The organism is Lachnospiraceae bacterium, from assembly GCA_025758065.1.
Lineage (GTDB): Bacteria > Bacillota > Clostridia > Lachnospirales > Lachnospiraceae > Enterocloster.
In genome coordinates this window covers 1067837-1092427 of the sequence record CP107199.1, presented here as the reverse complement: position 1 = coordinate 1092427, position 24591 = coordinate 1067837, and the positions used below count along the sequence as shown (strand labels likewise).

The window sequence follows — 24591 nt, the reverse complement described above, 5'->3', positions numbered from 1 at the left end:
GGGAATAATCATGAAATATATTGATGCTTTTTTTAACAGACTGTTGGATTTGTGTATGATTCTTGCAAAAATCCTGCTGGTAGTCATGACAATTATCATCTGTATTCATGTGTTCTACCGTTATGTGTTAAACCGCAGTATTCGCTGGTCTGAGGAGATCACCATGATGATGATGGTGTACATGGGGTTTTTTAGTATCGCCTATGGTGTAAAACATCGGCTTCATTTGAGTGTGACTGTGTTTTTTGATATTTTACCGGAACCAGTAAAAAGAGCGGTACTGAAATTTACAGATGCAGTGCTGATGGTTATGGGAATCGTTCTCCTGTATTTTGGAATCGGCCTGATCAAAAGCACTATGAATAATCTCATGATTGCGACCCACCTGCCGTCAGCCATGCTGTACGGCGGGGTACCAATCTCAGGAATTCTGATTGCTTATTTTTCTTTTGTAAATTTGACTGGATTGCGGTTTGAACAGAAAAAAACGGAGAAGGGAAGTACAGAACATGGTTGATTATCTTGGCATTACAATCCTTTTGGGGTCTTTTATCCTGTTGCTCATCCTGCGCACGCCCATATCGTTTGCGCTTCTGACATCAGCAATCTTGACTTCTTTTTACCTGAAGGTACCGTTGATGAGCGTGGCGGTTCAGATGGTCAAAGGAATCCATTCTTTTTCCCTGTTAGCCATCCCATTTTTTATCCTGGCAGGAGAGATAATGGGAGCAGGAGGTATTTCAAGAAGGATTATTGAATTTACCAATGTACTGGTAGGCCGAGTGAGGGGCGGTCTGGCGCAGGTAAATATCTTAGCAAGCATGTTCTTTGGCGGTATTTCCGGTTCTGCGATTGCAGATGTGTCTTCTATCGGAGCCTTGTTAATTCCTATGATGAAGGATAGTGGTTATGATACTGACTACGCGGTGGATGTGACTATAACCAGCGCCTGCCAGGGACTGATTATTCCTCCCAGCCATAACATGATTATTTTTGCAGTGTCAGCTGGAGGCGTGTCAGTGGGACAGTTGTTTTTAGGCGGCATGCTTCCCGGCGTTTTGCTTGGGATGGCGTTAATGATTATCAGTTATGTTATTGCTGTCAAGCGAGGATATCCTAAGGGAGCAAAGATTTCTTTTAAGGAAGCAATCAAAATTGCCAGCAGTGCAATCCTGGGATTGCTCACTGCAGTGATTATTATCGGCGGTGTAATCGGTGGGATATTTACAGCAACAGAGTCTGCTGCGGTGGCCTGCCTGTATGCGTTTATTGTAACATTCTTTATTTACAGAGAGATTCCTCTTAGCAAGATGGATGAGATTTTGCTTAATGCACTGAGGACTTTGGCGACGGTTCTGGCACTCTTGGCATGCTGCAATGCATTCGGATGGTTTTTAGCCTATCTGAAAATTCCTGCCTTGATTACAGGTGCATTATTGGGTGTGAGCAACAATAAGATTGTAGTACTGCTTTTAATCAACTTGCTTTTGCTGGCACTGGGAACGATTATGGATATGGCACCGTTGATTATGATTACTACTCCAATCCTGATGCCGGTCATTCAGAGTATTGGAATGAATCCTATTCAGTTTGGTGTCATGATGGTGTTAAACCTGGCAATCGGACTTTGTACGCCTCCGGTGGGCGCGGTGCTGTTCGTGGGCTGTACCATCGGCAAAATATCCATGGAAAAGTTAACAAAATCACTGTTTCCGTTTTATGCAGCGATGCTGGCAGTGCTGATGCTGGTAACTTTTGTACCAGAGGTGGTTTTGTTTATACCGAATTTGCTTTTAAAATAAGAAGGAGATGGAATTATGATAGATAAAAAAGTATTGTTTATTACAGGCGCTGCAATTGGAATCGGTCACGCGGCATGTCTCAAATTTGCTTCTGAAGGGTATGCTATCGCTTTCAATGATTATAACGTAGAAAATGGGAATAAAGCATTGGAAGAACTTAAAGATAAGGGATATGAAGCAATTTTTCTTCCGGGTGATGCTACGAAGGAAGAGGAAGTCAAAGCCATGGTGGCGAAGACCGTAGATACATATGGCAGGATTGACACTCTAATTAACAACGCGGGGGGCCTGGGAGGCAGATCTTCTTTTGAAGGTATGGAAACTGAGTTTTGGAATCGGGTGATGGATTTGAACCTGAACGGAGCATTTTTTGCTGCTAGAGAGTGTATCCCCTATCTGAAAACTGTAAAGGGAACTATGATTAATATTACCACGATTGCGGCTTATAATGGTGGAGGACCCGGAGCAGGTGTATATGCGGCAGCAAAGGGAGCGGTTCTGACTATGACGAGAGCACTGGCAAAGGAACTGATTCCGGCAGGCGTCCGCGTGAATGCCGTTTCCCCGGGAACAATCAATACAGCTTTCCACGCTGCCAGTAGTAAAGAACTTTTGGAAAGTTTTGTAAAGGCAATTCCTGCAGGACGCATGGGACGGCCTGAAGAGGTTGCGGATGTGATGTATTATCTGGCCTCAGATCAGTCTTCTTATCTGGTAGGCGAGGTGGTTCAAATCAATGGTGGACAGATGATGCTTTGATTGATATGTCAATGCATTGATAAGGAGAAGAACGACATGGTAGTAAAGTATGAAACTGTGGTGGGACAGGACATCGGAGGAGGAATTACAAGAAGGATTTTGGCTCATAACGGTAATATGATGATTGTTGAAGCTGTTTTTAAGAAGGGCGCAGTAGGGACTGCCCATCGGCATCCTCATGAACAGGTAAGTTACATTTTATCTGGCTCTTTTCAATATACGATGGAGGAAGAAGTTTATGAACTGAAAAGGGGGGATACCTATTATGTACCTCCTGGAGTTCTTCATGGTGCGACAGCGCTGGAAGACGCGGTGATATTGGATATTTTTACACCGCAAAGGGAAGATTTTTTGGAATAAAGCAGATAATCCCTGACCATGCAGATTATGAACTGTGGTCAGGGATTTTTGCTTTATTAGGAAATGTTATGTCCTATTATTTCCCGATGGAATCGAACTTATCGCAGATTTCCTTGGAAGGTGCTGCAGTGGCCAGGGAAACGATGATGATTGCCGCACAGGCCACCAGGAATGCCGGGAGCAGTTCGTAGATTCCCCAGATACCGCCCATAGGCTTGATGCCATATTTCCGACAAATACCATGACGCCTCCGGCTACCATGCCTGCGATGGCACCTGGAAGGTTGCTGCGCTTCCAGAACAGGGCAAACAGCATTACAGGTCCAAAGGATGCGCCGAAACCGGCCCAGGCAAAGGAAACGATGGTAAATACGGAACTGTCAGGGTTCCATGCCAGGACAACAGCCACCAATGCAATGCCGATAACGGTAAGTCTGGCGGCCCGCATGGAGGTCTTGGTGTCCATCTTAATCTTTAAGAAGTCCTGAAGCAGGTTCTGGGAGATGCCGGAAGCCGCTGTAAGCAGCTGGGAATCTGCCGTGGACATGGTGGAAGCCAAAATGCCTGCCAGGACGATTCCAGCGATGATGGAAAGCAGGAAACCATTCTGTCCTAAAAGTCCGGACAACTGAATGATAATGGTCTCAGACTGGGAACTGGTGGACAGCATTGGCACGGAAGCGCTGTAACCGATGATACCGATCAAGATGGCCACAAACATGGAAATCACTACCCAGACAGAAGCGATGCGCCGGGAAAGAGTCAGTTTGTTCTCATCCTCAATAGCCATAAACCGCAGCAGGATGTGAGGCATGCCAAAATATCCAAGGCCCCAGGCTAAAGTGGAGCAGATAGTCAGCAGGCTGTATGGAGAGGATGTGTGATCTGCCATATTGTGCATGCTGGTCATGCTTAAGTACCCTGCCAGGGACTGGGCGTTGGAAATCACGGCATCCCAGCCTCCAGCTACATGGATGCCGAAGAAGACGATGATAATAAGTGCAATGCTCATAACTACGCTCTGAATCAGGTCTGTGGTGGAAACAGCCAGGAAACCGCCTAAGACAGTGTATCCGATGATGATGGCAGCGCCTGCAATCATGGAGACATGATAGTCAAAGCCAAACAGACTGTTAAACAAGGTGCCTACGGCCTTAAATCCGGAAGCCGTATAAGGGATGAAGAAAATCAGGATGATCCCTACAAAGCCTGAAAACAAAGCGTTTGTAGGGAGTTTCTTGTGTTATGCTCTTTTGCCCAGTTCCATTTCTTTGAAGAATCTTTTGAAGTCTTCCTGCTTCGCGTAAGCATAGTAGAAGTTTGTTCCAAACGTTTCTTGTATTCGGCGATAATCCAAGGCTACTTGATCCTCGCTGCTGAATTTCAGGCTTGGCACCAGTTTCCCACTTTTCCGATCCGGGATTTCCTCGTACCGGATCTTTCCACCAACATCCAGCAGGCGGACATAACCGCCTCTTTCCAACAGGCAGTTTGCGCTTCGCAGCGCTTCCGCAATCCTGTCCACCGACAATCTTTCAATCCCCATTCTGTTTTGTATCAGACGCAGGATCACAAGCGCCACGAAACAGATCAGAAAGTGTGCCCGGATATGCTCCCGCTTGTTCAGATAAATCGGTCTTGCATCGAAATCGCTCTTCATGGTCTGGAAAGATTCCTCAATACGCCACAAACCATGGTATACTTCCCGTATCTTTGCAGCATCATAATCCATCTCACTGGTTATGATTGCAAAATATCCGTCATAAAGGGCATCTTTTTCCGCCTTCTCCCGGTCCACTGCGGATACTTTGGCTGTCTGCCTTTCATCCAGAACTTCACCGGTCTCTTTCAGGATGGTTTCTTCTTTTATATACCGGTCTTTTCCATGGACGATCCCATAGGCATTGTTCTTTGTACTCTTTTCTGCTTTCTTCAGCTTTTCTTCTCTTTTCTTTGCTGCCATTTCTGCATCTGCTCTTGACCAGTAAAGAAGAACCTTCCGCTGCCGCCTTACCGCTTTCTTTTTCTCTGTTTTCTGTCCGTCCTGCATTTCAAATGAGATATCATACCCCTGGTATTCTTCCGTGAGCAGTTTCCATTTGTAGGAACCGTCTTCCGCTTCCTGCCAGCCTTCCTGGGCAAACAGGGCTTCCTGGTAACGTTTCCCTTTTGTTCCTTTTAATATCTGGGAAAATACATAACCATCGCCCTGACTGCACAGAAGATCAATATTGCGAGAACAGTTCATCCCTTTATCTGCCACGACAACTGTCCGTTCCATGCCGTATTCCTTCTTGAATCCGTCCAGATTTTCTTTCAGTGTATCGGAATCACTCATGTTCCCCCGGAATACATCCATGCATATGGGAACCCCGTTTCCATCCATGAAGAGTCCCATCTGTATGATAGGCGTCAGCTGGTGCTCCTTGGAAACGCCTTTCTGCCCCAGGGCAGGGCCGCTTACCAGCTTTCCCGACCGGTCACGGTATTCTTCATCCGGGTCTGCAAAATCTTTTTCCGTATAGTAGTTTGTTACATCATAGAAACTGTACTGCAGGTCCCGACCAAACCGCTCTCCCACCTGTTCACTGATAAAACGCTGGAGGTCATAAAAGATGATGTTGAACTGGTCTAATGCGCGGTAAATATCCGGAAGGTCAAATTCGCTGTTCAGGCCGTAATAATTCAGAAGGCGTGAAGCTACTTCCCGTTTCGAGGCCGGATAGAGGATTCTGTCCATCACAAGGTAACGGAAGATTTCATTCAGCGAGTATTTTCCGCGGAATCCGGATGACCGTTGGTATTGTTCAAAGAAGGTGTCGATTCCAAGAAGATGGTAAACGGATTCCGGAAACTTGTAGCCATAGTTAAGCAGCCTGTTGTTTTCGGAATACATCATTTCGGAAACGGGGATTTCAATACGCAGATCCCGCTTATGCTTGAGGCTGTCATTGCAGGCATTTACTTCTTTCCAAAATGCTTCCAGGTCAGTCTGATCTTCCAAATAGCCGAAGCTTTTTACGGTACGCTGTTTAGGGGAAGCGTTTGGATAACGTAAATAGAAATCATCAAAAAATCCCAGAATAATTGAATTTCCTGGGATTTTAGTATCTGCCACAATAATTTTCCAGCTAAAACTGTAAAAGTCAGGGTACAGGAACTTGCGATTTCCTTAAGACCATGAAAAATATCGAAAAAAGAAAGGAGATGTGTTATAATGTGGTGAGCGCAGAAGAAAAACAAGCGCCGCAGAATGCGGCATTTGTTTTTCTTGCGCTCACCAACGAAGGACCCGCCTGCGCTAGCAGGTAGTGGAGCGCGAAGCGCGAGGGTCCTGAGTGGACCAAGCAACGAAGGACAACAAGTGAGGATACATTTGATGAACCAGAAATATACATATTATTTAAGATATGCCTGCGTATCCGGTGTTTTGGCGGCAGCTTTGGCACTGGGGGGCTGCTCTTTGAGCGGCACTGGGGCTGCTGTTCAAAATGAGGCCGCAGAACCGGCAGAAGCAGATGCCGCAGATGGACAGGCGTTCTCAAACGGAACCGATGAGACCATAGCACCCTTAGGAATGGATGGACAGATCCTTCCTGGACTGACGGATGTAGAGCTTCCGGAGGACGCAGAATCAGCACCACAGTACTTAAGGGAAGGTGTTCGCCATGAGATCGTAAAGAAGCTTCAGCAGCGACTGATGGATCTGGGCTTTATGGATAACGATGAGCCTACGGATTACTTTGGCCAGGTAACGCTCACAGCAGTAAAACATTTCCAGAGACAGAATGAACTGCCTCAGGATGGCATTGTAGGTAATACCACATGGGATGAATTGATGGCAGAAGATGCCAAACATTATGCAGTATCTAAGGGAACACAGGGCGATGATATCCAGAAGATCCAGCAGCGACTGTATGAGCTGGGATATCTGGCTTCTGCAGACCAGGTAACGGGCAACTTTGATGATGCTACAGAAATTGCCGTTTTAAAGCTTCAGGGGGTTAATGGACTGGCAGAAGACGGAAAAGTAGGCCGGCAGACCTATAACCTGATGTACAGCGATGACATTAAGGCAAATATGCTTGCATACGGTGAAAAGAGTGATGTGGTACTGGCATGCCAGCAGCGTTTAAAGGATCTGGGCTATCTGACTACAACACCAGATGGTACATATGGTCAGGACACTGTGATCGCAGTTAAGCAGTTCCAGGCAAGAAATGACCAGGTAGTAGACGGCTACTTAGGACCATCCACCCGTATTGTATTAAACAGTCCGGATGCCAAGCCAAATGGTTTAATGATCGGTGAACAGGGCGATTCTGTTACCAGAGTACAGCAGCTGTTAAGCAAATACGGCTATTTGCCATCTTCCAATGTAACTGGCTATTATGGTGAAGCAACGGAAGATGCAGTAAAGAACTTCCAGTCACGCAACGGTCTGTCTGCAGATGGTAAAGTTGGCGTACTGACCATGGCCAAGCTTACCAGTGACGATGTGAAGAAACCGGCACCTTCTACAGCTGCACCGGCTAAGGGCAACAAAAACAATAACAGCGGAAAGAACAATAATTCTAACAAGGGCAATAACGGCGGCAATACCAGTACACCGGCTCCAAGACCGGCATCCGGTACAGGTGTTTCTGCGCTGATCTCCGTAGCATCTTCCAAGCTTGGAAGCCCATATGTATGGGGAGCAAAGGGCCCCAGCTCTTTTGACTGTTCCGGTTTTGTATACTGGTGCTTAAAGCAGGTAGGCGTAAGCCAGAGTTATATGACTTCTTCAGGCTGGAGAAGTGCAGGACGTTATACAAAGGTAAGCAATTTTGGAGATATCCAGGCGGGCGATATCGTAGTTGTAAGAGGCCACGTAGGTATTGCAGCAGGCGGCGGAACCGTTATTGATGCTTCATCCAGTAATGGTAAGGTTGTCCACAGAAGCTTAAGCCAGTGGTGGAGAAATAACTTTATCTGCGCATGGCGTATCTTTTAAACAGTAACATACACCCGGTCTGCGCCTGTGGGCGCAGGTATATTAACAAAGGAGGAGACATTTATGCAGACGATCCTGGTATGTGATGATGATAAACAGATTGTAGAAGCCATTGACATTTACCTTACAGGAGAAGGCTTTAAAGTTATAAAAACCTATGACGGATATGAAGCTCTGGAATATCTGGAGACACAGTCCGCAGATCTTTTGATCTTAGATGTGATGATGCCGGGACTGGATGGTATACGTACTACCTTAAAGGTACGTGAGACCAGCAGTATTCCGATCATTATCCTTTCTGCAAAATCAGAGGATGCAGATAAGATCCTGGGACTTAATATCGGTGCAGATGATTATATTACAAAGCCATTTAACCCGTTAGAACTGGTAGCAAGAGTCAAATCCCAGCTGCGCCGTTATACACAGCTTGGGAACATGAGCCAACAGGCAGAAGGCCAGGTTTACAAGTGTGGCGGTCTCCAGATCAATGATGACAACAAGGAGGTTACTGTAGATGGAGAGCCGATCAAACTGACGCCTATTGAGTATAACATCCTTTTGCTTCTGGTTAAGAATGCAGGAAAGGTATTCTCTATTGATGAGATCTACGAAAAAATCTGGAACGAGGAAGCCATTGGTGCAGATAATACAGTAGCTGTCCACATCCGTCATATCCGGGAAAAGATTGAGATCAACCCGAGAGAGCCAAAATATCTGAAGGTAGTATGGGGCGTAGGCTATAAGATCGAGAAACAGTAGGTGGCCTATGGAAAAAAAATCGTTTGGTCTGAGAAAATGGAAGGTGCTGCTGTCCGTGTTTCATGTGATCTTTCTGGTCATTACACTGGCGGGTATCAGTGCCATGTATTTAAACGGCGGATACGGTAAAGGTATCCGCTGGATCTATGATGAAACATACGAGGATTCAAATGCATTCTGCTCCCAGCTGGGCATAGATATCAGCAATATTTTTACCTATATCGGCTATAAGGATATGTTTGAAACGAATGGTGTTCTGGACATGCATAAGAATATTGTGCGTATTACAGACGGACCAGGCGTAGATGAAAATATGACACTGGACCAGATCGTCCGTTATGCAAAAATCCGCGGATATTACCTGGGGGAAGATTTTACAGTTCAGGGGTCTCCTATGGCCATGGACGATGATGACATGGAAATCACCGTAGAATATAAAACGGATAACCCAGGTCTGGCAGATGCAGATGGCCTGGAGACCAGGATGACTAAAGAGGAAATGGCTCTTGATATCCTGGATCGTTTGGGAAAATATTATACGATCTATTATAATTTCATCAGTAATAATACAAATGTCCGGTTCCGTATCTTTTATAAAAGCGATAGTGGGGAAGAAGCGGTTTATACGAATGTTCCATCTATGTCCTTAGATGAGCTGAGAGGTTTTGGAAAATATTTATTTATTCCCGGAAATACCATCCGTATGGAAAGTAATCTGGCTTTGATACCGGAAAATGCGGCTTCCCTGCTGGAAACCTGGAATCCATTTGACAATGACCAGAATTACATGGTAGTTTCTGTGGATACAAATTATCCATATGCTGATAAATATGCAAAGGAAGCAGGAGAATATAAAGGTGCCCGTTCTGCTTTTATTGTAGGAATGGGTGCTGTGATCGCCGGAATGGTCGGATTTTTCACTACGCTGGTGGCACTGGTGCTTTTGTCTGGTCATGAAGATGAGCTGGGTGGTGCAATCCGCCTGTTCCCCATCGATAAAATGTATACGGAGTCCTGTGTGCTTTTGTGTGCGGCAGCAACAGCCGGTATTTTGTACTTTTGCAGAAAGCTGGGTATTATGGTCATTGGCCTGTTTGCTTCAGAAGAACATCTGGCTTACTGGAATAAATTATTAAAATATGTGATACTTTATGGATGCAGTATTCTCTGTGGCTTCAGTCTTTTAAGGCGTTATAAGGCCAATACATTATGGGAGAAAAGCATTGCAAAAAAGGCAGTAAATGCTTCAAAAGATTATATTGCCAAAGCCAGTTTTGTGGCAGGTACCAGCCTTTGTTATCTGCTGTTTTTAGTTGTTAATGGCATGATGATGTGGGGAACGCTGTTCCTTTTTGCCTATAAAGATGAAAAACTGACTTCACGTATTTTATTTTATGTATGCGCTGTTTTGTTTGTGGGACTGGATGGCTGGATCTACCACAGGCTGTTTCGTAAGGCAGAGCAGAAAGATCTTTTGAATAATGCCATTACCTGCATTGCAAAAGGTGATACCGGTTTCAGGCTGGACACAAAAAAGCTTACCGGAAAAGAAAGAACAGTAGGAGATCATATTAATAATATTGGAAGTGGTCTGGATACAGCACTACAGGAAAAGGTAAAAAGTGAGCGCTTAAAAGCGGACCTGATCACTAATGTTTCCCATGATATTAAGACTCCCCTTACATCCATTATCAACTATGTGGATCTGTTAAAGAGGCAGAAGATACAGGATCCCAAGATCGCCTCTTATCTGGAAGTCCTGGACCAGAAATCCCAGCGTTTAAAGACATTAACAGAGGATCTGGTAGAAGCATCCAAGGCAAGTTCCGGCAACCTGAAGCTGGAAGTGACAGATATTGACCTGGTAGAGCTGGTGCAGCAGACAAATGGTGAATTTGAGGAACGTTTTGACCAGCGCCATTTAAAGATCATCTCTGATTTCCCGGATGGCATGATCATTATTAAGGCAGATGGGCGCAGATTATGGCGTGTTCTTGAAAATCTTTATACCAATGCTTTTAAATATGCTCAGGAAGGCAGCCGGGTATATGTGGATGTGGCTTCTGTAGATGGAAAAGCCATTTTCACTATGAAAAATATTTCGGAAAAGCCGTTAAATATCAGCCCGGATGAACTGACAGAACGTTTTGTCAGAGGAGATGTGGCGCGGACCACAGAAGGCAGCGGATTAGGGCTTTCCATTGCCCGGAGTCTGACTCAGCTGCAGAAAGGCGAGTTTGTGATCACCATTGACGGTGATCTGTTCAAGGCTCAGGTCATTTTCCCGCAAGTGCGCCAGGAGACCAGGGCAGAAATGCGTCTGGAACGGGCTGCGGAAGAGAAGCGGGCAGAAGAACAGTCCGGGGAGAAAATGTCCGGGGAAATGCCAGTGGGAGAGAACCTGCTGGAAATCGTCCCCTATAACTGGGATGTAATGGTAGAAAATGACAAGAATTTAACAGTGAAAGAGGAAGTACTGATCCGGAATGGAAACCGGGAGAATAAACAGGAAACATAAACCGGAAAACTAAATAGGAAAAATAAACAGAAAACGCAAGGAAGATACTAAAAAAGACAGGCCCACAAGGAACCTGTCTTTTTTGACCGTAAATCTGCAGCCCGCTTTCAGGCGGTACTGCTTAAATGTGTAAATAGAACTTATTGATACTCGAAAACATTGATCCAGCTCTCTAACAGATCTTTCTCTTCCGGACGCTTATAAGCCAGCTGTGCGGCTGCTACGATTGGAAGCCAGCCCTGTACATAGCGTTTTTCTGTACCTGTTTTTTCACAGAACAGATCCATGTACAGCTCTGCTTTCTTTTTGTCCTTTAAGCTGAGCAGAAGGTAGGTTCTGGCCACATCGGCACTTGCATTACCCTGGGAAGCATGTACCCAGTCAATGACATAAAGCTTTCCATCGTCCCCAACAATGATGTTGGATGGATTGAAATCGCCGTGGCAGAGCTTGGTGTGTTTTGGCATTCCGTCCAGTCTGGTCAAAAGCTCATAACGTGTGCCTTCGTCCAGCTGTTCCACGGATTTTAAGGAACGGATGGTTTTTTCTTTCAGTTTGTTGAGCAGCGGGCAAGCCTGGCTGTGGATCAGCAGCTGAAGATCTACCATCTGGGACATGTACTCGTCCAGCTTGTCAGGATTTTCATCCATCAGCTGTTCTAAGGTCTTGCCTGGTACATATTCCTTGATAATAGACCATTTTCCATCAGTTACCGTTACCCCTAAAACCTTTGGAACATTGAGCGCTTCGATGGTCTCCACTCTTGCATTACATAATGCTTCGTTTAAAACCTCAGCTTTCGGGAATCCTTCACAGAATTCCTTAATGGCAGTATCTCCGTCACGGTAGACGGTCTTTTTTGCACTACTGAAAATCATTTCTTTTGCCATAATCATACTCTCCTTCCACACATTATATACGGTACTGCTGCGGTGTGAACTGCCGCATCGATTATTATTTTACTACATGAATGATTAAAAGTACAGCAAAATTGATAAAAAATTAACGAAATTTACCATAAAAGTGTTACCGGCACTTAAAACCGGAAGATCGCAGTTCCATATCCGCCTAACGGATAAGAAATAGAATATGGCTGTCCATCACATTCACCTTTTATGGATGTATAAGTCGGGCACTGGCTTGGTTTATAGGCGCCATGGACATTATCTAAAAGAAGTGACAGCTTACAGCGTTTCGGAACGCCTACACGGTAATCCGGGCGGTCTACAGGTGTGAAGTTTACTATGAACAGCAGGTTCTTTTTGCCAGTTTCATCTTTACGGATAAAACTAAAAATGCTGCGGTCACCGTCATTGGCGTTGATCCACTGGAAACCGTTCCAGTCATTGTCAAGGCGGTACAGACACGGATATTTCCTGTAAATATGAAGAAGATCACGGACATATTCCTGAAGCTTTTTGTGGCTTTCTTCTTCAGCTAAATACCAGTCAAGGCTGACCTTTTCATCCCATTCGTGCCATTGGCCAAAGTCCTGTCCCATAAATAAAAGCTTCTTTCCGGGATGGCCTAACATAAAGGTGTAACCGGCTTTTAAGTTGGAGAACTTGTCCTCTCCAAGGCCGGGCATCTTGTTGATCATGGAACACTTCAGGTGGACTACCTCGTCATGGGAGAGTACTAAAATGTAATTTTCACTGGTAAAATAGGTGAGGCTGAAGGTCATGCGGTTGTGATTATATTTGCGGAAATATGGATCTAATTTCATATATTCCAGGAAATCATGCATCCAGCCCATATTCCATTTAAAGGTAAATCCCAGTCCGTCATTTTCCGGATGCTCCGTCACTTTCGGCCAAGCAGTAGATTCTTCTGCGATCATGGAAACACCGTGGTTGCGGCCCTGGACAACGGTATTTAAGTGCTTAAAGAACTCAATAGCCTCTAAATTCTGGTTTCCGCCGTCTTTATTTGGTACCCACTGGCCTGGTTCACGGCCATAGTCTAAGTACAGCATGGAAGCAACTGCATCTACCCGCAGTCCATCTACGTGGTATTCTTCTACCCAGTAGAGAGCGCTGCTGATGAGGAAGTCTTTTACTTCATTTTTGCCATAATCAAAGACTTTTGTGCCCCAGTCCGGATGTTCACCCTTGCGAGGATCTTCATATTCAAAAAGAGGATGTCCATCAAAATCAGCCAGTCCATGGGCATCTTTCGGGAAATGGGCCGGAACCCAGTCAAGGATAACTCCGATGCCATTTTTATGTAAATAATTCACAAAATACATGAAGTCGTTAGGGCTTCCGTAACGGGAGGTAGGGGCAAAATAACCGGTGACCTGATATCCCCAGGAACCGTCATATGGATGCTCTGCGATACCCATAAGCTCTACGTGGGTGTAGCCCATTTCCTTTACATAGGCAGCCAGTTCATGGGCAGCTTCCACATAGGTATAATATCCGTCCTTTTCTTCACGGTCCTTCTTCTTCCAGGAACCCAGATGGACTTCATAAATGCTGATAGGCTGCTTTGTCATATCTGCCTGGGAGCGCTTTGAGATCCAGTCACCGTCATTCCAGGAAAATCCGCTGATATCGGCAGTAACAGAGGCAGTACCTGGGCGGTATTCTGCACTGAAGGCAAATGGATCTGCTTTATAAAGGATCTTTCCTGTATCTGTGGTAATAGCGAATTTGTAAAGCTCGCCAACCTGCATACCTGCGTTAAAGTATTCCCAGATGCCGGACTGTCCCACTTTTTTCATAGGATTGGCTTCCGGATTCCAGCCGTTGAAATCGCCTACCAGATGGACTGCCTGGGCATGTGGTGACCATACACCAAAATAGATGCCCTTTTTGCCTTTGTAGGTCATGGGGTGAGCGCCCAGCTTTTTATAAATCTCATAGTGGGTACCTGCACCGAATAAATAGCAGTCCAGATCGGAGATCAGACCGGTGTTTCCTGCATTCTTTCTGGCAGCTGCAGAACCGGCAGTCTTTCCCTGTGTTTTAGATTTTGCTGCAGTACTTTTGGAAGAAGTGTTTTTTGCTGCAGTTTTTGTACCTGTGCTTTTTCTGGTAGTTTTATGAGCTGTGGCCGGGATTGCTTTTTGTGCCTGATCCGCCTGCTTTCTCGTTGTCATATTAATTTTCCCCCTTAATTTTAAGGACAGCACCCCAGTTGCCCTTTAATTTAATTTCCAGTCTGCCGTTTTGTACAGGCAGAACTTTATCTTCGCCGGTTTCATCATCACTGTTTAAAAGATCCACTGCTGTCTGTGCCTGGATGGGAACCGGGATGTTTAATATAGTTTCATTATCATCATTATTTAAGGCTGTGATGATCAGGCTGTTATTTCCCCATCTTGCGTAGGCATACTGCCTGTTGGTAAGAAGCAGTTCCTGATATTTTCCGTTGTGAAGCTCTTCGTTTTCTTCATGGATCTTTCCAAGTCTGGAAATAAAATCTGTAAGCTCACAGTTTAACTGTGGTATCTTTTCAGCCGGAATGCAGGGGCGCAGGTCATCATCACAGGTGGAAGTACGTTTTCCTTCCGTTCCCCATTCACCTCCGTAGTAAATAGACGGTATTCCCGGAAGGGTCATTAAACAGGTGTATACAGGATACAGATGCTTTTTTATCTTTAATTTGCTGGCAATGCGGTCTTCATCATGGTTATCAAGGAAGGTATAAAGCTGTCTTCCAATGGCTTCCAGACGACGTACATTGTGGGCGATCTCAAAAAAGTTATGGTCATTAAAACCGGAATAAATGCTTTTGTGCAGTTCGTAGTTAGTAACCGAATGGAGCATTTCCGGGTTGACCCAGCGGCTGTAATCACCGTGGATGACTTCTCCCATAAGCCAGAAATCCGGTTTCATGGAAGCAGTTTTGGTCCTCATTTCTTTCATGAAATTAAAGTCCAGGATATTGGCGCAGTCTAAACGGATGCCGTCAATGTCAAACTCATCCACCCAGAAGCGGATCACATCAAAAAGATAATCTTTTACCTGCTGGTTATAAAGATTTAAACAGGGCAGTTCAAAATGCCCCTGCCATGCTTCATAGCCAAATGGATCGCCTAAAGGGCTTTGCCAGTCAAAATTCACCCCTTTGTACCAGTCCTTGTACGGGAAGTCCCATTTTTTTTCCTGAATGTCTTTAAAAGCAAAAAACTCACGGCCAGTGTGGTTGAAAACACCGTCAACTACTACTTTGATGTCATTTTCATGGCAAAGCTTTGTAAACTCACGGAAATCTTCGTTGGTTCCCAGACGGCTGTCCACCAGCTTGTAATCCCTGGTGTCATAGCCATGACTGGATGATTCAAAAAGAGGACCTATGTAGATGGCATTGCAGCCTAAAGAACGGATATGTGGGATCCACTGATCCAGTTCTTTAAACCGGTCTGTCACCTCTGTCTGCGCATTCTGTTTCGGCGCTCCGGTCATTCCCAAAGGATACATATGATAAAAGATAGCTTGTTCATACCAGGTACTCATGTTGTCAGTCCTCCATGTTTTTGAATTTTCTCAGCAAAAACTGATAGCGCAGCTGCGCTGCATTCCATTCGTAGATATAGCAGTCGATCAGCGACGGCTCTGTAGCCTGTTCAAAATGGTTCTGGGCTGTTTCCAGAGCCCAGAGAGTACGTTCAATATCGTCCCACAGTTCCCGCTTTGTAAAAACTAAGTTTTCTTTTACAGGTGCTGCGGCTGCAGCCTCGCGAACGGCTTTTAAAAATCCCGGCATAAATCTTCATCTCCCAACTGCCAACAGATTTACTCTGGCATCAATTAGTATATCTGGAAAAAAAAGAATTATGCATCATTACATAAACTCCTCCAATCTATATCCCAGCTCCATAAGAGAGCGGGTGGAGTCACGTAAGGTGAGATAGTAATAGTTGGCTGTCCCGTCCTGGCGTACACCCACCAGACCTGCATCTTTTAATATTTTTAAATGATGGGAGATAGCAGGCCGGGAAAGACTGGTGCGGCGGGTGATCTCATTTACATTCATGGCGCAGCCTTCAAAATCAATGGTTCCCCGTGTGCCTCCGTTCTTTAAAGCATCTTCGCTGAGAAGCTCTACGATCGAAAGGCGTACCTTATCCCCAAGGGCAATAAAAAGAGGCATGCAGCAATGAAATTGTTTCTGCAGATCCTTAGCCGTTGTCATAGCCGTCCCCTCCTTTGGTTTAAATTTTTAAACTAATATCATTTTACCATTACAGTACACTGGGGTCAATAGAAAAACGGATGAAAAAATAATCCAAAATGCTTCCAAAAAGCTCTTGACAGGAGGGGAGAAATACGGCATAATAAGGTCACATTCTTAAAAAAATCTATTTTTTATTTTTAATTCTGTAATTTTTATGTGCGGATTTCAGCACAGTATCCAGATGCAGTGTATTTTGATCAAGATGAGAAAACAGTTTTTTTGCATCTTTTATGGGGGAGGTGAAGATATCGGTCTATTTTTATTCAAATGATTTTTTGCGGATCCTGTTTTTAACGGGACTGGCAGTTGCTGGTGTAAGTGACTGGAAATATTACCGGATCCCTAATTGGGTTATCGTCTGGGAAATGGTATTGGGCTGTGTTTCCCTGTTTTTTCAGGCTGGCAGAGGGGGAATCGGAATCTGGAACGTACAGTGGCTATGGTTTCTGGTGGCAGTGGCAGCCTGTGTATTTCGGGCAGTTTTGCTGTTGATACCGGGCATCGTTCTTTCACATTTTGGACTGGTGGGTGCCGGGGACATGAAGCTTATGGCTGTTTTTGCAGTCTGGCTTGGTCTTGAAAAAACGGGAAAGGTCTTTATTGCAGGACTTCTTTTGGGAGCGGTTCTGTCTCTTTTAAAAATGCTGCAGGATGGAAGTGCCTGGGAGCGTTTTCTTTATTTATCTGCCTATATCAGGCAAGTGTTCAATGATAAAAAAGTTGAAAAGTATTATGTTTTATCCCGGGATGGAACCGGATGTGTGATACCTTTAGGAGCCTGTTTCTGTGCAGGTGCTATTCTTATTCTGGTTCTTTGATGTCTTATCAGAGTCTTTCCTGTACCTGTCTTTGCTTTCGGCTTTTCACAAGATCAGGTACAGGAAGATTCCTAGAGAACATTTTGGGAATGCAGGGGATTTTAAGGAGGATGGAAAATGGTAAAAGTAATGGCTGTATACGATGAAGATCCGTTGTATGCAGGGCGGCTGGCAGAATATGTGAACCAGAAGGAAACATTTCCTTTTCAGGCAATGGCATTTTCAGACCTGGAAAAATTAAAGGAATATGGACAGACTCATGACATTGAGATCCTTCTTGCAGGTGAAAATGTACGGGAAAAAGCAAAAGAAGTAAAAGCCGGATTGAAAATGATCCTCTGTGACGGGGAATTTGTGTCAAAAGGAGAAGCAAAAGAGGAAGCTTCCGTGTATAAATACCAGTCCGGTGATTGCATTTTACAGGAAGTAATGGCCTGTTACTGCATTGCACCGCCTCAACCAGGTCTGGCACTTATGGGAAAGAGCGGTTTGGTCATGGGAGTTTATTCACCGGTGGGACGCTGCGGGAAAACTTCTTTTGCATTGGCTCTGGCTCATATGCTGGGAAAGAGCCAGGCAGTTTTATTTATCAGCCTGGAGGAATATTCCGGTTTTTCAAAGCTGGTCTGCGGGGGATATGAGCAGGATCTTTCAGATGTATTTTATCTGTATCAGAGGGGAGATTTTAACTGGCTTAAATTAAAATCCATGATCTTATCCAGTGGAAATGTGGATCATATTCCGCCGGTCTCTTATGGAGAAGACTTAGACCAGATCCCACCGGAAGAAATAGCAGGATTGCTTCGAAAGATTGCAGCAGAAAGCGGTTATGAGAGGATCGTTGTGGATATGGGGCATATGGGAAAAGGAGCAGTGGAGCTGTTTGAGGCCTGTGATGTTATTTATATGCCTGTATTGGATGATATGGTTTCGATGGCAAAGCTGGAAGAATTTGAGGAATATTTAAAAGAAGCAGATGAGAGGGAGGATCGCAGCAAAATACAGAAGCTGCGTCTTCCTGTAAGCAGGATGACAGCTCACAGGGAAAATTATATAGACCAGCTGATCTGGGGTGAAATGGGGGATTTTGTGAGAAAACTTCTGGAAGGGGGATATGAAAGGTGAGTGATGGGCAGATGCATTTAGCCGGAAAACGGGAAGGAATCCGGGGAGAATTAAGGAGAAATGTGCTGGGACAGTTAAAAGACCAGATATACCTGGAAGATGAACAGCTTTATGACCAGATTGATGCAGCTATCCGCCAAAAGGGAAGAGAGGTTTATCTTCCGTTAAAGGAGAGGTTGTGGCTTAGAAACAGCCTTTATGACAGCTTCCGCCGTCTTGATATCCTTCAGGAACTGTTAGATGACAAAGAAGTAACGGAGATCATGATCAATGGAGCGGGAAAGATATTTATAGAAAAGAAAGGGAAAATGCTTTTATGGAACCGCAGATTTGAAAAAACAGAGCAATTAGAGGATATCATCCAGCAGATCGTGGGAAAGGTGAACCGTATTGTAAATGTGTCCAGTCCCATTGCAGATGCCAGGTTAGAGGATGGTTCCCGTGTACATATTGTTCTGCCGCCGGTGGCACTTGATGGTCCTGTAGTGACTATCCGCAAGTTTCCGGAGCCTGTTACCATAGAAAAACTGATCCGCTTTCAGGCGATCACAGAAGAAGCAGCAGCATTTTTAGAAAAGCTGGTGGAAGCACGGTACAACATTTTTGTAAGCGGCGGCACAAACTCGGGAAAAACCACATTTTTAAATGCATTGTCTTCTTTTATTCCAGAACAGGAGCGTGTGATCACCATTGAAGATTCTGCGGAACTGCAGATCCGTCATGTTCCTAATCTGGTGCGGATGGAGACACGCAATGCCAATACAGAGGGGGAAGGGGAGATAACCATCAGTCAGCTGATCAAGGCTTCTCTGCGAATGAATCCCAGCCGTATTATCGTAGGAGAGGTAAGAGGCGGGGAAGCCCTGGATATGCTTCAGGCTATTATATGTACTATATAACAATTATATATATAACGTATATAAGGATGGAAAATATAGATTAGAGGGAAGGCATAGGAACGATATGAACATTAAGTATAGGTTATTGTGTAAAAGGTTAATAGAGGAAAGGAAGAGAGTAGGTGTCATTCAATATTATAATGTACTGTTCATAATGGAGTTATTGTCAGATAAAGACATATGGTTTTTAGAACAGTGGGTGAACGGTATAAATAACATATATATGAAGGATATACATAACTGGTGTAGAATGCATTTTGTTAAATATCACACTGTATTTGTTTACAGGAAAGAGTATCCGGTAAAAGCAAATATTTGGAATGGATATTCATATATAAGGTGGCGGATGGAGCGGATGATGAATTTGGAATAAGATAAAATAGTGCTTGCATGAAAGGGAGTCTTAGAGTAGGGTATTCTTTTGAAAGTATGGATAGAACGAAGGCTGAAGGCTCTGCGCTATTCGTTTGGCAGAGCCTGAGTATTGTCCTGATCCGTAGAAAATAAATCTAACTGACCTTCTGGAGTGGAACTTTGACCGGATTCATCTTCAGTTGATTGTTCTCTTTTTTTGGGTGTTTTATGAGTGTATAATTTCTCAAAAGGAAGTGAATACTTGGATTTTTTATTGTATTCTAGTAAAAGAGCTTCTGCAAACCCTAATGAACCGGCACGACGTTCTCTGGCAGTACGACTGATTTCTCTGACAGAGACACGTCCTACTTTTTCTTTAAATGTGTCATCTTTCATTGTTTCTCCATAAGCATTATCCAGACGGGCAATAGCATTAAGCATATTGGAGCTAAAGGACATAGGCGCGCCTTCCCATGTGGCAACGCAAAGGCGTAAAACACGATCAAGAGTGTGAAAACCATATTTTTCATAGATATTAATTAAAGTGGATACAGCACATATACCTCCGGGGCGAGAGGAAGAAGTAATAGAGAGATCATATGATTCAACAAGGTCACGAATAATAAGTTCTCTATCATTACCAGCTTCAATATTAGCCATGAATATTTCATAAGGTAGTAACGATTTGACATATTTCATCTGATTTGCAAAAATATCTGCTTCTTGAGTGTAAACAAGATCATCATAAACCATGCACCAGACAGGAGTTTCTCTTGATCCAGAGACGAGAGCGACAATTTCTATAGTGTGTTGTCCGTTGAACACATAATTTATCCCATCACGTCTACTTACTTTTACAGGGTTTATCTGATAAAGGTCAAAATTAGCTGCAGCACGCTGAACGTGTTTGATAGAAAGATTACGTTGGTAATCTTGATTTGAACATAAATTTTTAATAGGTATTTGTTCAAAATGCACTTGGGGAACAAACTTTTGTAAATCTTCGGTATTTCCATCCATAATTATATTTCCTCCAATTTTTTCAAAATATTATTTGTGGTTGATATTAGGCACATAAGCTGATATTTAAGCTTATATTTTGCTGTATCAGATGCAATTTTAAAATCTGAAACTTTTAATACTCTTTCGATAGAACTGTTCCATGAGGGAATCGTCAACGTAAGACTTGCAATTTCCGCATCTGGATCAAATTGTGGCAGATTGCGTATAGATGGAATAGAAACGGAAGATTCTTTCTTTAATATCGGTTTGGCGTAATTATTCCACAGTAATTCCCTTTTCATATCATGATAACTGAGATGTTCTATCTTTTCGGCAAGAAGGTAGTTATTTAGACTTAAAAGCTGCTCTTTTGATAATCCTGAAAGTTCAATAATATTAGCTTGGGAAATCCAAAGCTGACCAGAACGAACTCGTTTGACAAGATCCGGAACTTTTTCATCAATTATATCTAGTGCACTACTGTAAGCAGAATATTTGTAAACGGTAGCCATTGCTACATTACATTCTTCGGATATTTTTTTTGCTGCGATGCTTGCACCGGAAATATGAGATTTATTCGTAGATGAAAGTTGTCTTGAAACTAAAATTTTTTCAGCATCATATTTTTTCCCAATCAGGTATTTTTTATTGATATTGGTTAAATCCTCTCGTTTAAGTTGGTCAGTACATATCCATGAAATTACATCTTCTTTACTGGAAAAATGGAGTCTTTTTATTCGGAAAGGAATACTGTGTTTACGAAATAATTCATATGCTTCTATACCATTAATGACAATACCATTCCATGTGCAGATGGGGGTGTGATAGGAATGACATAATATCTGTTGCTCAAGTTGTTTATAATCTTTTTCACTGAGATATTGATACAAATTGGTGAATTCTAGTTTTGTTTTTAATGTATATATACTATAATTGCGCATACTCATCTCCCATTATTTCTGATTTGAATTCTGTTTGTGGCAGTTTTGTGATGATGTTATCCATGGAAAATAGAGCTATTTTCTTATCTGGGTAAATATTGCCTTCTAAACGAAAAATGTTAAATTTCTCCCAAGAAAGGTTAAGCTGGGAAAGTGAATATAGTAATTCTCGGCTGTACAATTCATAACTGTTACCATTGATGACAAAATAATCCTTAACTTTATGTGCCAATTTATCCTCTGCACAACTAGCCTTTATACCTATCATTTTTTGATCAGGATTAACAAGAAGTTGAATATATTCTGGGTTACCAATTTGACGGAGTGTATTGCGGTGGATTCGTATACGATTCTTTTTAAAGTCAATACATATTAGTGGATGGGAAGAGTGTTTGTTGTTCATAGGATTTTTCCTCACTTTCTGCTGTTGATGGTTCTTTTGCTTTTTCTATGGATTTATCAGTTGCCTTCTTCTTTTCTTGTATGTCAAATACTGCGTAGCCTTCAAATATATTGACTTGCATTGATTTCTGATGTTCTTCCACTGGAATACCGAATTGATTCTTCCATTCTTCAGGATAAGAAGGTGTCCTAGCAGTGGTTACAGTTCCATTGTCTTTTAGTGTACGAGGAAATATTTCAGGTGAAGTTAAATCGAAAATGAACAGTATTTCATTGCCAGAACGAATTAATTTGCCGAGAATCTTGTACCGATAATTAGGATTCCAATCCATGAGAGATATCACTTTAGCAAAGAAAATTCGACAGGTGATTTGTTTTGGCGAACGCTTTTTTCCAGAGGAACACCAACGAAAAGAGTCTTTTTCTTCTTCTCGACAGGGACGGACAGCCAGTTTTTTTTCAATGGGATTGACTAATATTTGCACATATTCGACATCGGGTAGCTTTTTTATGCAGGCGGTATTTACAGATACCTTGTAGTTATTAAACGTAAACGAAGGTTCGTAAATATGAGCGAAGAATTCGCCACGTACAACTTGATAACCGTCATAGCTGAAAGAATCATCGTCAATGACTTCCATTTGATTTGAGGGGCTGGGTGCGACTGTTATTGGCATAGGTGTGTTGATTTTCATCATATCAGAAGGTTCTGTAGTCATATTCCATTGATTTATAGGTTGCTCGCTCATTGGGTGTCTCCTTTAATTTCTGTAATAATATTCTTTATATTTTGTATAATGGTTTCTTTGGGAGTGGTTTGTAGCTCGGGTTCTTTATAAGGTTTACTTTCTGAAGCAGTTTGCCAGTTTTTGTCCACTGTAAATTCTGTTAATTCTGGCGCTTGAGACTGAGTATAGTAATTATTACCGAAGCTATTCATCCAGTCGGCAGGATAAGCTAACACACTCTTAGAATCAGATATTGTATCAGGCGTGTTGTTATTGGGGGCGGATACTTCGTTGGTACTTGTCGGGATTCGTATTTCTGTATCGTCCATGTTGAAAATAAGGACATTTTCATTGTCTTTTTGGTGGGCAACTCCTAATATTCTATATTTGCATTTTTTGTCCCACTTAAATATCTCGTATAATGTTGGCAAAAATGCAGCACCGGAAATTGGTTTTGGAATAAGTTGACCATCTTTGAGACGTGACCACTGCACTTTATTTTTTGTTTCAGAGGAACATGGTCGAATAGCAAGTAGTTTTGAGCTCGGGTGTATTAGCATTTCGACAAATTTTATGTTTGGAAATTTCCGTATAGCATCTTTGTTAAAAGAGATCTGTTTATATGAAAAAGAAACAGAAATCCGACCAACCGAGGAGAAAAATTGTCCTCTAGCAACTTCATAGTCTCTTAAATCGAAGGAACCGGCGGAAGCAGTAATTGTTTCAGGTGCATTCATATTTGCCGGTTTAAGGACGCTTTGAGATGCTTCAAAGTAGTCTCTGGATTTAAATCCAGACCATCTTGGATTAATGCTTATAAATCCACTTAGAGAGCCTTCTTGTATCACATGTAATTCTGGTAAAATCTCTTTATTTCCATATTTCGCATTTGTAATTAATTTTTGAACAGCTATGAAATCATCTCGGGAGATAATAGCTTCATGATGTCCGACTTTTCTGTATTGATTACGGTCTTGATTGTTTTTCCTTGATTTATGGTCAAGATAATTCGGAGTCCATGTTTTTCTCGCCAGAACATCCCCACAATGGCGTTCATTTTGAAGGATTTGTAGTATGGTACTGGATGACCAGACATCATTATTCTTTTTTGTTTTACAACCGAGTTCTGTCAAAGAGTCAGCAATTTGTTGAGTACTACTTCCATTAAGATACATATAAAAAATAAGCTGCACAATTTTAGCTTCATGTGGATTGATTACAAGATCTCCATTTTCGTCTTGGTCATATCCGAGCAGAGGAGGTGTAAGGAATATTCCCCGACGAAAACGCATTTCAATGGAAGAATTCATAATTTCACTTTTGGTATGACTTTCTTCCTGCGCAAGTGTTGACATGAATGACAGAATCATTTCGCTTTTGGGATCAAGAGTATTTAAATGCTCTGTTTCAAAAAATACACCGACGGGTGGACGGAGTGAAGAAAGCTCTCGTACATATCGGATACAGTCAACAACGTTTCTTGCAAATCGGGATACACTTTTTGTTATGATTAAATCAATTTTTCCGCCTTCACAATCTTCAATCATTTTTTTGAATGCATCTCTATGTTGAAGCGAAGTGCCGGAAATGCCTTCGTCGGCATATATTTCTACAAGCATCCAATTCGGATTTTTATTTACTACATCCTGATAATGATTTTTCTGTAATTCATATGAGGATGTTTGGCGTGGATCATCCGTAGATACCCTTGCATATACAGCTACTCGTAGTTTTTTTTCTGTTTTAAAAATATCCTCTGGTGGAAGTGCCGGAATTACTTCCAGTTCTTCTGGATCAATACCTTTGTATCTTTGCCGGATTCTGGCTTTCTGTTCATCAATATTACTGCTTCGTTCTTCACTTTCTTTCATCAATAGCGACATCCTTTATAGTTGATATAACTATCATAGAATTTTTGGATTGAAAAAGACATAAACCATCGGTTAAG

At 42.9% G+C, this 24591-nt stretch carries 20 protein-coding genes and 2 pseudogenes; 10 read left to right on the top strand and 12 right to left on the bottom strand.

What is annotated here, in order from left to right; translation table 11 throughout:
- The first annotated feature begins 10 nt into the window (after nt 1-10).
- The 4 genes from OGM16_05090 to OGM16_05075 are packed head-to-tail and all read left to right on the top strand — an operon-like array spanning nt 11 to nt 2921.
- Nucleotides 11-517, top strand: coding sequence for a TRAP transporter small permease (locus OGM16_05090; GenBank protein UYJ47648.1), 507 nt, complete (start codon nt 11-13; stop codon nt 515-517).
- On the top strand, nt 510-1802 hold the full coding sequence (locus OGM16_05085; GenBank protein ID UYJ47647.1) for a TRAP transporter large permease: 1293 nt from the start codon (nt 510-512) through the stop codon (nt 1800-1802). Before OGM16_05090 ends, OGM16_05085 begins: the two co-directional genes overlap by 8 nt.
- A gap of 15 nt (nt 1803-1817) precedes the next feature.
- Nucleotides 1818-2561, top strand: coding sequence for an SDR family oxidoreductase (locus OGM16_05080; protein ID UYJ47646.1), 744 nt, complete (start codon nt 1818-1820; stop codon nt 2559-2561).
- Between the two features lie 36 nt (nt 2562-2597).
- A complete protein-coding gene (locus tag OGM16_05075; GenBank protein UYJ47645.1) occupies nt 2598-2921 on the top strand; it encodes a cupin domain-containing protein in 324 nt (107 codons plus the stop codon).
- Nucleotides 2922-2997: 76 nt separating this feature from the next.
- Here the strand turns inward: OGM16_05075 and OGM16_05070 are convergent.
- Both OGM16_05070 and OGM16_05065 read right to left on the bottom strand, forming a co-directional pair.
- A pseudogene (locus tag OGM16_05070) lies at nt 2998-4118 on the bottom strand (sodium/proline symporter).
- A gap of 45 nt (nt 4119-4163) precedes the next feature.
- Entirely contained in the window at nt 4164-6038 is a 1875-nt protein-coding gene (locus tag OGM16_05065; protein UYJ47644.1) for an IS1634 family transposase, read from the bottom strand.
- 261 nt (nt 6039-6299) lie between these two features.
- Between OGM16_05065 and OGM16_05060 the strand changes: the two genes are divergently transcribed.
- From OGM16_05060 to OGM16_05050, 3 genes are all read left to right on the top strand, one after another.
- Entirely contained in the window at nt 6300-7913 is a 1614-nt protein-coding gene (locus OGM16_05060) for a peptidoglycan-binding protein (protein ID UYJ47643.1), read from the top strand.
- A gap of 63 nt (nt 7914-7976) precedes the next feature.
- Nucleotides 7977-8672, top strand: coding sequence for a response regulator transcription factor (locus tag OGM16_05055; GenBank protein ID UYJ47642.1), 696 nt, complete (start codon nt 7977-7979; stop codon nt 8670-8672).
- 7 nt (nt 8673-8679) lie between these two features.
- On the top strand, nt 8680-11190 hold the full coding sequence (locus tag OGM16_05050; protein ID UYJ47641.1) for an MFS domain-containing histidine kinase: 2511 nt from the start codon (nt 8680-8682) through the stop codon (nt 11188-11190).
- A 140-nt stretch (nt 11191-11330) separates the two neighbouring features.
- Here the strand turns inward: OGM16_05050 and OGM16_05045 are convergent, their stop codons facing one another.
- From OGM16_05045 to OGM16_05025, 5 genes are all read right to left on the bottom strand, one after another.
- Entirely contained in the window at nt 11331-12080 is a 750-nt protein-coding gene (locus OGM16_05045) for an aminoglycoside phosphotransferase family protein (GenBank protein UYJ47640.1), read from the bottom strand.
- Nucleotides 12081-12226: 146 nt separating this feature from the next.
- A complete protein-coding gene (glgB, locus tag OGM16_05040; protein UYJ47639.1) occupies nt 12227-14293 on the bottom strand; it encodes a 1,4-alpha-glucan branching protein GlgB in 2067 nt (688 codons plus the stop codon).
- A 1-nt stretch (nt 14294) separates the two neighbouring features.
- Entirely contained in the window at nt 14295-15653 is a 1359-nt protein-coding gene (locus tag OGM16_05035) for an alpha-amylase family glycosyl hydrolase (GenBank protein UYJ47638.1), read from the bottom strand.
- Between the two features lie 4 nt (nt 15654-15657).
- Nucleotides 15658-15903, bottom strand: coding sequence for a YaaL family protein (locus tag OGM16_05030; GenBank protein ID UYJ47637.1), 246 nt, complete (start codon nt 15901-15903; stop codon nt 15658-15660).
- A 78-nt stretch (nt 15904-15981) separates the two neighbouring features.
- Nucleotides 15982-16332, bottom strand: a complete 351-nt coding sequence (locus OGM16_05025) for an ArsR family transcriptional regulator (protein ID UYJ47636.1) — start codon at nt 16330-16332, stop codon at nt 15982-15984.
- A 281-nt stretch (nt 16333-16613) separates the two neighbouring features.
- Between OGM16_05025 and OGM16_05020 the strand changes: the two genes are divergently transcribed.
- From OGM16_05020 to OGM16_05010, 3 genes and pseudogenes are all read left to right on the top strand, one after another.
- On the top strand, nt 16614-17192 hold the full coding sequence (locus tag OGM16_05020) for a prepilin peptidase (GenBank protein ID UYJ47635.1): 579 nt from the start codon (nt 16614-16616) through the stop codon (nt 17190-17192).
- Between the two features lie 117 nt (nt 17193-17309).
- Nucleotides 17310-18317 (top strand): hypothetical protein, encoded by a 1008-nt coding sequence (locus OGM16_05015; protein ID UYJ47634.1) that lies wholly within the window; start codon nt 17310-17312, stop codon nt 18315-18317.
- Between the two features lie 11 nt (nt 18318-18328).
- Nucleotides 18329-19201 (top strand): annotated as a pseudogene (locus OGM16_05010) (ATPase, T2SS/T4P/T4SS family).
- Nucleotides 19202-19675: 474 nt separating this feature from the next.
- Here the strand turns inward: OGM16_05010 and OGM16_05005 are convergent.
- From OGM16_05005 to OGM16_04985, 5 genes are read right to left on the bottom strand one after another with little or no spacing between them, the layout of a single operon-like run.
- Nucleotides 19676-20590: a hypothetical protein gene (locus tag OGM16_05005; protein ID UYJ47633.1), complete on the bottom strand. Its 915-nt coding sequence runs from the start codon at nt 20588-20590 to the stop codon at nt 19676-19678.
- A 2-nt stretch (nt 20591-20592) separates the two neighbouring features.
- Nucleotides 20593-21513, bottom strand: coding sequence for a hypothetical protein (locus tag OGM16_05000; GenBank protein ID UYJ47632.1), 921 nt, complete (start codon nt 21511-21513; stop codon nt 20593-20595).
- On the bottom strand, nt 21500-21916 hold the full coding sequence (locus OGM16_04995; GenBank protein ID UYJ47631.1) for a hypothetical protein: 417 nt from the start codon (nt 21914-21916) through the stop codon (nt 21500-21502). Before OGM16_04995 ends, OGM16_05000 begins: the two co-directional genes overlap by 14 nt.
- A complete protein-coding gene (locus tag OGM16_04990) occupies nt 21876-22664 on the bottom strand; it encodes an integrase (GenBank protein ID UYJ47630.1) in 789 nt (262 codons plus the stop codon). The genes OGM16_04995 and OGM16_04990 overlap by 41 nt, the downstream gene beginning before the upstream one ends.
- Nucleotides 22661-24514, bottom strand: coding sequence for a recombinase family protein (locus tag OGM16_04985; GenBank protein UYJ47629.1), 1854 nt, complete (start codon nt 24512-24514; stop codon nt 22661-22663). Before OGM16_04985 ends, OGM16_04990 begins: the two co-directional genes overlap by 4 nt.
- Between the last annotated feature and the right edge of the window lie 77 nt (nt 24515-24591).

Coding starts and splice junctions, on each gene's coding strand:
- OGM16_05090 (UYJ47648.1), top strand. CDS start 11: ATGAAATATATTGATGCTTTTTTTAACAGACTGTTGGATTTGTGTATG.
- OGM16_05085 (UYJ47647.1), top strand. CDS start 510: ATGGTTGATTATCTTGGCATTACAATCCTTTTGGGGTCTTTTATCCTG.
- OGM16_05080 (UYJ47646.1), top strand. CDS start 1,818: ATGATAGATAAAAAAGTATTGTTTATTACAGGCGCTGCAATTGGAATC.
- OGM16_05075 (UYJ47645.1), top strand. CDS start 2,598: ATGGTAGTAAAGTATGAAACTGTGGTGGGACAGGACATCGGAGGAGGA.
- OGM16_05060 (UYJ47643.1), top strand. CDS start 6,300: ATGAACCAGAAATATACATATTATTTAAGATATGCCTGCGTATCCGGT.
- OGM16_05055 (UYJ47642.1), top strand. CDS start 7,977: ATGCAGACGATCCTGGTATGTGATGATGATAAACAGATTGTAGAAGCC.
- OGM16_05050 (UYJ47641.1), top strand. CDS start 8,680: ATGGAAAAAAAATCGTTTGGTCTGAGAAAATGGAAGGTGCTGCTGTCC.
- OGM16_05045 (UYJ47640.1), bottom strand. CDS start 12,080: ATGGCAAAAGAAATGATTTTCAGTAGTGCAAAAAAGACCGTCTACCGT.
- glgB (UYJ47639.1), bottom strand. CDS start 14,293: ATGACAACGAGAAAGCAGGCGGATCAGGCACAAAAAGCAATCCCGGCC.
- OGM16_05035 (UYJ47638.1), bottom strand. CDS start 15,653: ATGAGTACCTGGTATGAACAAGCTATCTTTTATCATATGTATCCTTTG.
- OGM16_05030 (UYJ47637.1), bottom strand. CDS start 15,903: ATGCCGGGATTTTTAAAAGCCGTTCGCGAGGCTGCAGCCGCAGCACCT.
- OGM16_05025 (UYJ47636.1), bottom strand. CDS start 16,332: ATGACAACGGCTAAGGATCTGCAGAAACAATTTCATTGCTGCATGCCT.
- OGM16_05015 (UYJ47634.1), top strand. CDS start 17,310: ATGGTAAAAGTAATGGCTGTATACGATGAAGATCCGTTGTATGCAGGG.
- OGM16_05005 (UYJ47633.1), bottom strand. CDS start 20,590: ATGGATGGAAATACCGAAGATTTACAAAAGTTTGTTCCCCAAGTGCAT.
- OGM16_05000 (UYJ47632.1), bottom strand. CDS start 21,513: ATGCGCAATTATAGTATATATACATTAAAAACAAAACTAGAATTCACC.
- OGM16_04995 (UYJ47631.1), bottom strand. CDS start 21,916: ATGAACAACAAACACTCTTCCCATCCACTAATATGTATTGACTTTAAA.
- OGM16_04990 (UYJ47630.1), bottom strand. CDS start 22,664: ATGAGCGAGCAACCTATAAATCAATGGAATATGACTACAGAACCTTCT.
- OGM16_04985 (UYJ47629.1), bottom strand. CDS start 24,514: ATGAAAGAAAGTGAAGAACGAAGCAGTAATATTGATGAACAGAAAGCC.